General features: G+C 69.0%; 5 protein-coding genes. 3 read left to right on the forward strand and 2 right to left on the reverse strand.

What is annotated here, in order from left to right:
- Positions 1 to 341: 341 nt before the first annotated feature.
- Positions 342 to 1223 carry a LysR substrate-binding domain-containing protein gene (locus tag DCO49_RS19055; RefSeq protein WP_116865327.1) on the reverse strand — a complete coding sequence of 294 codons (882 nt, stop codon included), beginning with the start codon at positions 1221 to 1223 and terminating at the stop codon, positions 342 to 344.
- A gap of 93 nt (positions 1224 to 1316) precedes the next feature.
- Here DCO49_RS19055 and DCO49_RS19060 point away from each other — a divergent pair, with 93 nt between their 5' ends.
- Positions 1317 to 2015, forward strand: a complete 699-nt coding sequence (locus DCO49_RS19060; protein WP_116865328.1) for an ankyrin repeat domain-containing protein — start codon at positions 1317 to 1319, stop codon at positions 2013 to 2015.
- A gap of 52 nt (positions 2016 to 2067) precedes the next feature.
- Positions 2068 to 3525 carry an amidohydrolase family protein gene (locus tag DCO49_RS19065; RefSeq protein ID WP_116865329.1) on the forward strand — a complete coding sequence of 486 codons (1458 nt, stop codon included), beginning with the start codon at positions 2068 to 2070 and terminating at the stop codon, positions 3523 to 3525.
- Positions 3526 to 3627: 102 nt separating this feature from the next.
- Here the strand turns inward: DCO49_RS19065 and DCO49_RS19070 are convergent, their stop codons facing one another.
- Positions 3628 to 4557 carry a LysR family transcriptional regulator gene (locus DCO49_RS19070; RefSeq protein ID WP_116865330.1) on the reverse strand — a complete coding sequence of 310 codons (930 nt, stop codon included), beginning with the start codon at positions 4555 to 4557 and terminating at the stop codon, positions 3628 to 3630.
- A 93-nt stretch (positions 4558 to 4650) separates the two neighbouring features.
- On the opposite strand from DCO49_RS19070, the gene DCO49_RS19075 reads away from it, so the two are divergent.
- Positions 4651 to 5844, forward strand: a complete 1194-nt coding sequence (locus DCO49_RS19075) for an MFS transporter (protein ID WP_116865331.1) — start codon at positions 4651 to 4653, stop codon at positions 5842 to 5844.
- The last annotated feature ends 239 nt before the right edge of the window (positions 5845 to 6083 follow it).

A 6083-nucleotide genomic window follows, 5' to 3' on the forward strand; every position in this document is an offset into this window, starting at 1 on the left:
GGATATCGACTGAATTCATCCGTGCCGACCAACGGTCGGCACCCACCAAAGCAGAGCGCCGTTCCGACAGATCGCGGAAAACTGTCGAAGGCGGGGTGGGCCCGGTTGAGAGGGCGTGAGCCACATGGGCCCGAGGCATGCCTCGGGCGGGTTGGGCAGGACGCCCAACCCCGGTCTTGCCGTGTGCGCAGGACAGCGCACACGAGCAAGCGGCGACCGAGCTTACAGGGGCGTACTTGCAGCGTCCCCCTCAACCGGACCCACCCCGCCAACCCACGGAAAGCCAGCTTTTGACGTTGACGTTGACGTTGAGCAGGTGCAGGGCGCAGCCCTGCCGAACACTACTCCGCCTCGCGCTGGACCTGCCGCCAGAGTTCGGCGGCGAGCGCGCGCACCGCATCATCAGCATCCGGCCGATGCAGCAGCCCGATCTCATAGTTCTCCACCACCGGCAGGCCACGCTCGCCATCGATCACGCGGTGCTCGCGGCATACCGCGCGACGCGGCAGCAGGCTGATGCCGATGCCGTCGGCTACCGCTCCCTGGATGCCGCTCAGCGACGAACTGGTGAATGCGATGCGCCAGCGCAGGCCCAGCGCCTCCACCGCCTGGATCATCTCGTCGCGGTACAGGCCGCGTGGCGGAAAGGTCACCAGCGGCAGCGGATCCAGCTGCAGGCTGCTGCTTCGCTGGCCGTCGATCCAGTGCATCGGCTCGCGCCGGCAGTGCACCGCCTGGCGCGTGTTGCGGCGCTGCTTGACCAGCACCAGGTCCAGCTCGCCATGGTCGAAGCCATGCGCCAGGTCCCGGCTCAGGCCGCTGCTGATTTCCAGCTTCACCTGCGGGTGGCGGCGGCTGAAGGCAGCCAGCATGCGCGTGGTCTGCGCGTTGACGAAATCCTCCGGCACGCCGATGCGCACCGCGGTCTCCACCGTGGCGCCGGCCAGCGCCTGGGCCATTTCCTCGTTCAGGTCGAGCATGCGCCGCGCGTAGCCCAGCAACGTGTGCCCGGCATCGGTGGGGTGCACGTCGCGGTGGCCGCGCTCGAGCAGGCGGTGCCCGGCCAGTTCCTCCAGCCGCCGCACCTTCTGGCTCACCGTGGACTGGGTGGAATGCAGGCGCGTGGCCGCAGTGGTGAAACTGCCACAGTCGGCCACCATCACCAGCGCACGCAGCAGGTCCAGTTCGAACAGCGTTCTATTCGATTTGGCACTGTCTTGCATTTGAACATTTCACTTCTGGATGCACGTGGCGACTTCTACCATGCAGGGCAGGGGGCGGCAAGCACGGCGCCCCGCTGCACCGGAGAACCGCAGATGCGCATCGCTCGTCGCCCTCGTTTGCCCGGCCCGCTGGGTCGCCTGTTGCTGCTGTGCCTGTTGGCAATGGTGGTGCCGGGGTGTTCGGCCACGGCCGGTCCGGCCGATGCGCGCCTGCGCGATGCCGCCGCGCGAGGCGATGCCGCCGCCGTGCGTGCGGCGCTGGAAGACGATGCCGATCTGGAATCGCGCGATGGTGAAGGGCGCACCGCACTGCTGCTGGCGACCCACGGCAACCACGTCGATGCCGCACGCGAACTGATCGAGGCCGGTGCCGACGTCAACGCCAAGGATGCGATGCAGGACAGTGCTTACCTGTATGCCGGCGCGCGCGGCCTCGATGACATCCTCGCGCTGACCCTGGCCCACGGCGCCGACCTGCGCAGCACCAACCGCTACGGCGGCACCGCCCTGATTCCCGCGGCCGAACGCGGCCATGTGGCCACCGTGCGCACACTGCTGCGCGCGGGTGTGGGGGTGGACCATGTCAACCGCCTGCACTGGACCGCACTGCTGGAAGCGATCCTGCTCGGCGATGGCGGCCCGCGCCATGTGCAGATCGTGCAGCTGCTGCTCGACGCCGGCGCCAATCCCGAACTGGCCGATGGCGATGGCGTGACGCCGCTGATGCACGCACGCCAGCGTGGCTACACCCACATTGAAACCCTGCTGCGCCAGGCCGGCGCCCAGCGCTGAATCCCGACCCCTTCCAACCTGCGCGTTACGCGCGCCCACCAGGATGCCGTCCATGTTCCAGTCCCGTCCGTTGTCCCTTGCGATCCTCCTTGCCGTCGCACCGCTGTCGGCGTCCGCTGCCGAGCGTGCCGACCTGCTGATCCGCAACGCCACCGTGGTCGATGTCGAACACGCACGCACCCTGCCGGGGCAGAGCGTGGTGATCCGTGGCGATGACATCGTCGCCGTCGGCCCCGATGCGCAGCTGCGCAGCCAGTGGAGCGCCAGCCGCCAGATCGACGCCAAGGGCAAGTACCTGATCCCGGGCCTGTGGGACATGCACGTGCACTTCGGCGGCGGCCCGGCCCTCATCGAAGAGAACAAGGCGCTGCTGCCGCTGTACATCGCCCATGGCATCACCACCGTGCGCGACTGCTCGGGCGACCTGCCGGAGCAGGTGCTGCAGTGGCGTGGCGAGATCGCCAACGGCACGCTGTTCGGTCCGCGCCTGCTCAGCTCCGGCGCCAAGATCGAAGGCATCAAGCCGGTCTGGAAGGGCACCATCGAAGTGGGCAGCGAGGCTGACGTCGACAAGGCGATCACCCGCCTGCAGCACGACAAGGTCGATTTCGTGAAGATCACCGACAGCACGCTGAAGCCGGAGCTGTTCCTGTATTCGGCCAGCGCCGCGCGCAAGGCTGGCTTGAAGGCGTCGGGCCATATCCCGATGGCGCTGACCGTCGAACGGGCGGTCGATGCCGGCCTGGCTTCGATCGAGCATCTCGACTACGCCTTCAAGGCCGGCAGCAAGGATGAAGCGCAGATCGCCGCCGATTTCGGTGCCGGTCGCATCGACCGCGCCGAGGCCAACCGCCGCCTGGATGCCAGCTTCGACCACGATACGGCGATGCACGCCTACCGCGACTTCGCCAAGCGCGGCGTGTTCGTGACCCCGACCCTCAATGGCGGCCGCATCCTCGATTTCCTCGACCAGGATGACCACGCCAACGATCCGTACCTGGCCTACATCGGCCCGGGCCTGCGTGCGACCTACCAGTGGCGCGTGGATCGCGCGGCCAAGGCGACCCCGGCGCAGATCGAAGCGCGCCACGCGCAGTACCATCAGGTGGCTTCGGTGCTGCCGATGCTGCAGGAAGCGGGGGTGACGATCATCGCGGGCACCGATGCCGGCTTCCTCAACTCGTACAACTTTCCGGGCATTGCGTTGCACCAGGAACTGCAGCTGTTCGTGAAGGAAGGCCTGAGCGCGCCGCAGGCGCTGTCGGCGGCCACGCGTTCGGGCCCGGCGTGGTTCGGCCAGATGGATCGCTATGGTGGCGTGGCCAGCGGCAAGGCGGCCGACCTGGTGCTGCTGACCGCCAACCCGCTGCAGGACATCGCCGCGACCGAAAAGATCGACAGCGTGATCCTGCGCGGCACCCTGTATGACCGTGCGGCGCTGGACAAGATGCTGGCCGACACCAAGGCCAAGGTGGCAGCGTGGAACGTCGAGGCGGCCAAGGCGAAGTGATCGGCTGCGGGGTCAGGGCGCTTTCCGATGGAAAGGGCGCTGACCCTCCAGCCCAGGGTCGGATGCTTTTCCACAGGGAGGGGCTCTGACCCTTCCAGCGGTTCAGCGCACCGCCGGCCGCATCCCATGCAGCTGCGGCAGTGCTTCCTTCATCGCATCGATGAACGCGCGCAGCCGCAGCGGCTGCTGGCGCGCGGCGGGGAACACCAGGTGTACCGGTAGCGGTGGCGCCTGCCACTGTGGCAACAGCTGCACCAGGCGGCCTTCGGCGAGATCGTCGGCCACCAGCCACGCCGAGACCACCGCCGCGCCCAGACCGGCCACAGCCGCACCCTGAACCACGAACAGGTTGTCGGTGAGCAGGCGCGGGGCGATCGACAGCGTGTGCGCGCGCCCGTGCGCATCGTGCAGCAGCAGGCGCTCGCGGTAGTAGGTGGCCAGTGCGATCCACGGCAGTGCCTGCGCCTGCTCGGGCGTTCGCACCTTTGCCGGGTCAGCCAGGCTGGGCGAGGCCACCACGATGCGCGGCACCTCGGCCAGCGGCAGGGCGACCATGCGCGGCTCGTCCACCGGGCCCACGCGCACGGCGCAGTCGATGCCCTCGGCAACGAAATCCGGGCGATGGTCTTCGAGGATCCATTCCAGGCTCAGATGCGGGTGCCATGCCAGGAAATCCAGCATGGTCGGCAGCAGCTGCGCCTGGCCGAACGCGTGCGGCACCATCACCCGCAGGCGTCCGCGCAGCACCTGCGCCTCGCCATGCAGTTCGGCCTGCAGTGACTCCCACTCGTCGATGACCCGCTGCGCGTGGCGCTGGCAGCGCTGGCCGTCCTCGGTCAGCTGCAGGCCGTGGGTGGAGCGCTGCAGCAGGCGCAGGCCCAGCTGTCGCTCCAGCGCCTGCAGCCGCCGGCTGACCGTGGGCTGGGTAGTGCCCAGCTGGGTGGCGGCGGCGGAAAGGCTGCCGGCATCGACGATGCGCAGGAAGGTACGCAGCAGGTCGAGGCGGTCCGCGCCAGCGGGCAGGTCGGTCATGCGTTGGGCGTATGAAGGATATGTGCCTGATCCTACTACAGACGTGTAGCGAATATCGTCAGGCTATGCACCATTCCTCCCCGGAGTTCATCCATGTCCGCCCCCTCTGTTTCCGTTAGCGCCACGCCCACGGCCGCCCCCTCGGCCCAGCTGGTCCTGGCGATGGCGGCCGGCGCCGGCTTTTCGGTGGCCTCGCTGTACTACAGCCAGCCGATGCTGGGCCTGATCGCGCAGGACCTCGGCGCCAGCGAGCGTGGCGTCGGCCTGGTGCCGACCCTGACCCAGCTGGGCTACGCGCTGGGCATCCTGCTGCTGGCCCCGCTGGGTGACCGTTTCGACCGTCGCCACCTGATCCTGCTGAAGTCGGTCCTGTTGTCGCTGGCCCTGGCGGGCGCGGCGCTGGCTGGCCAGCTGCCGGGCCTGCTGATGGCCAGCCTGCTGGTGGGCCTGATGGCCACCCTCGCGCAGGACATCGTGCCCGCGGCCGCGGTACTGGCCCCGGACGCACACCGCGGGCAGATCGTTGGCCGGGTGATGACCGGCCTGTTGCTGGGCGTCCTGCTCTCGCGCGTGGTCAGCGGCGTGGTCGCCGAAGCCTGGGGCTGGCGCACGCAGTTCGTGCTGGCGGCGGTTTCGGTGGCGGCGATGGGCGCGGTGATGGCCAAGGCGCTGCCGCGCTTCGCTCCGACCAGCACGCTGCGCTATCCGGCATTGCTGGCCTCGCTGCTGCAGTTGTGGCGTGAGCAGCCGCAGCTGCGCCGCGCGGTCGCCAGCCAGTCGCTGCTGGCGGTGGGCTTCAGCGCGTTCTGGTCGACCCTGGCACTGATGCTGCACACCAAGCTCGGGTTGGGCAGTGCCGCCGCGGGTGCGTTCGGCATTGCCGGTGCGGCCGGCGCGCTGGCGGCGCCATTTGCGGGCCGCTACGCCGACCATCTGGGCAGCCACTCGGTGGCACGCCTGGCGATTGCGGTGGCGCTGGTGGGCTTCGGCCTGCTGCTGGCCGACAGCTGGCTGCCGGCGGCGGCGCTGCTGCCGCTGCTGGTGGTGAGTGCGCTGCTGTTCGACTTCGGTTTCCAGTCGGCGCTGGTGGCGCACCAGACGCTGGTCTACGGCCTGGTGCCGCCGGCGCGCAGCCGCCTCAACGCGCTGCTGTTCACGGGCGTGTTCATCGGCATGGCGGCGGGTGGTGCGCTGGGCAGCCTCGCACTTGCCCAGTGGGGGTGGCACGGCGTGGCGTGGTTGGCGGTGGTGTGTGCGGGCAGCAGCCTGCTGGTGCGGTTGAGGTGAGTGTTGTTCTGCAGGGCTTGCAGCCCTGCACCTGCTCAATGCAAACGCAACGCCCGAAGCAACGTCAAAGGCTGGTTTCCTGAGGTTAGGCGGGTTGGGTCCGGTTGAGGGGGACGCTGCAAGTACGTCCATGTAAGCTCGGTCGCGGCTTGCTCGTGTGCGCCGTCCTGCGCACACGGCAAGACCGGGGTGGGGCGTCCTGCCCAACCCGCCCGAGGCATGCCTCGGGCCCATGCGGC

Source organism: Stenotrophomonas sp. SPM (genome assembly GCF_003105135.1).
GTDB lineage: Bacteria > Pseudomonadota > Gammaproteobacteria > Xanthomonadales > Xanthomonadaceae > Stenotrophomonas.